This is a genomic window from Sphaerochaeta sp. (assembly GCF_050256055.1).
In the GTDB taxonomy this organism is placed as follows: Bacteria; Spirochaetota; Spirochaetia; order Sphaerochaetales; family Sphaerochaetaceae; genus Sphaerochaeta.
Genome location: NZ_JBFWIJ010000042.1, coordinates 11,768 through 13,657 on the forward strand (window position 1 = coordinate 11,768; position 1,890 = coordinate 13,657).

Sequence of the window (1,890 nt, forward strand, 5' to 3'; positions counted from 1 at the left end):
GACCAATCGGCGAAGTCATAGTTTCTTCCGCCGGCGAGGTTGATCAAGGAAGGATCCTTCTGCATCTCATCGAAGAAGGCCTTCATGCGTTCGCCGTCGATGACTACCGGCATGCCGCCCATGGCAACATACTTGGTCAGCTTGTGCGCTTTCATGTAATCGCGGACAAAGGCTCCGGAAACCTTACCCATTTCGGAGTTGTTTCCCGCAAGATTCACATATCCGAAGGAGGTGTCGGTAAGTCCACGGTCGACGACGATGCATTTGACACCGGCATCATGGGCTTCCTTTACCACCGGGGTGAGGGGAGCGGACTCGTGGGGAAGAATCACCAGATAGTCCATGCCCCAGACCATGAGGTCCTCGACATCGGAGATCTGTTTTGCATAGCCGTCGGCATGCAGAACCTTGAACTCATACTTGCCCGGATATTTCTCCTGCAACTCCTTCACCGCCTTGTCTGCCCACCAGCCGATGCCTCCAGTCCAGCCGTGGTCAGGGGAAGGCACAGCAATACCAATCTTGGGAATGCTGGTTTTCGTCTCAGAGACGCCTTGGGCGAATACCAAGCCGACTGAGAAGACCATGCAAAGAACGACTACCAATGCTTTCTTCATTTCTTTCCTCCTGTATGCTTCGAACTATTTATTACCGTTGTTGTACTGCAAGAGTACTGCAACAATAATGACAAACCCTTTGACAGCCTGCTGCAGGAAGGCGCTGATTCCTCCCATGACAAGCATGTTGTTGATGATGCCCAGCATGACCGCACCGATCATTGTGCCGATGATGCTTCCTTTTCCCCCACTCATCAGCGTTCCGCCGATGACCGCCGCCGCGATGGCATCCATTTCATAGCCGGTGCAATCGCTGGGATTGATGCAGTTCAATCGGCTGGACCACATGATCGCGGTGATGCCCACGGTGAAACCCGTGATTACATAGGGAAGAAACTTGACCAATGAGACATTGATGGCCGAATACTTGGCCACTTGTTCATTGCTTCCCGTTGCACACAGGTAGCGTCCGAATGCGGTATGGTTGAGCACGACGTGCAATGCGATTCCGACCACCAGGAAACACCAGACCGGAATGGGGAAGCCAAGGAATATGCTGCTTCCCAGTTTCCCATATCCCATATTGACCGAGAGTATGGTCCCTGCGTTGGAGAAGTACTGGATCAGGGAACGGAAAATTGACAAGGTACCGAGGGTGACAATGAACGGCGCCATCTTGAATTTTGCAACCATGATGCCGTTGAGAGCCCCGCAGAACGAACCGAATGCCAAGGCGAACAAGAACGTAAGCACAATGCCCCAGGTGGAAGTGGGACCGAACAGGTTGAGCATGTAGATGGAAATTCCCCCGACAAAAGCCGTCATCGACCCGACCGAAAGGTCAATGCCTCCGGAGATGATGATCAACGTCATCCCCAATCCGATGATGCCGGTATAGGAGATTTGTCTGAGGATGTTCGTCAGGTTCCTGAATTTCAGGAAGTTGGGCCACCCGATGATGGTGGCGATGACTACAAGGATGATGAAAGCCATCCCCAACGAATGGTCCTTCAGCCTGAAGTTGCGAATGTAGGATACTATCTTGTTCTCACCCATTTTGTTCCATACCTTTCTTGATTCCTGTGGCATTGAAAACGATGTTTTCCTCGGTGACCTGGTCATATTCCAAACACCCTGCGATCCGTCCTTCCCGCATGACATAGACCCGGTTGCACATTCCTATGATTTCCTCCATCTCCGAGGAGATGAGGATGCAGCTGATTCCGTCCTTCGCCAGGCGATGGATGAACTCATAAATTTCCTTCTTTGCGTTGATGTCTATTCCCCTGGTCGGTTCGTCGAGGATGAGGATCCGAGGGTCGGTATCCATCCA

Annotated in this window: 2 protein-coding genes and 1 pseudogene; all 3 read right to left on the reverse strand. The window is 52.0% G+C overall.

The genetic code is table 11. The features are described 5' to 3' along the window. Positions 1–617: substrate-binding domain-containing protein (locus AB7C91_RS13065; RefSeq protein ID WP_428592145.1), on the reverse strand; the 617-nt coding region annotated here is incomplete at its 3' end. A 24-nt stretch (positions 618–641) separates the two neighbouring features. Next, on the reverse strand, positions 642–1,613 hold the full coding sequence (locus AB7C91_RS13070) for an ABC transporter permease (RefSeq protein WP_332447290.1): 972 nt from the start codon (positions 1,611–1,613) through the stop codon (positions 642–644). Next, positions 1,606–1,890 (reverse strand): annotated as a pseudogene (locus AB7C91_RS13075) (sugar ABC transporter ATP-binding protein); the annotation flags it as partial. The gene AB7C91_RS13070 and the pseudogene AB7C91_RS13075, both read right to left, overlap by 8 nt.

What these genes read in the sequence shown, in the direction of transcription:
- AB7C91_RS13070 (WP_332447290.1), bottom strand. Translation starts at nt 1,613, where the DNA reads ATGGGTGAGAACAAGATAGTATCCTACATTCGCAACTTCAGGCTGAAG.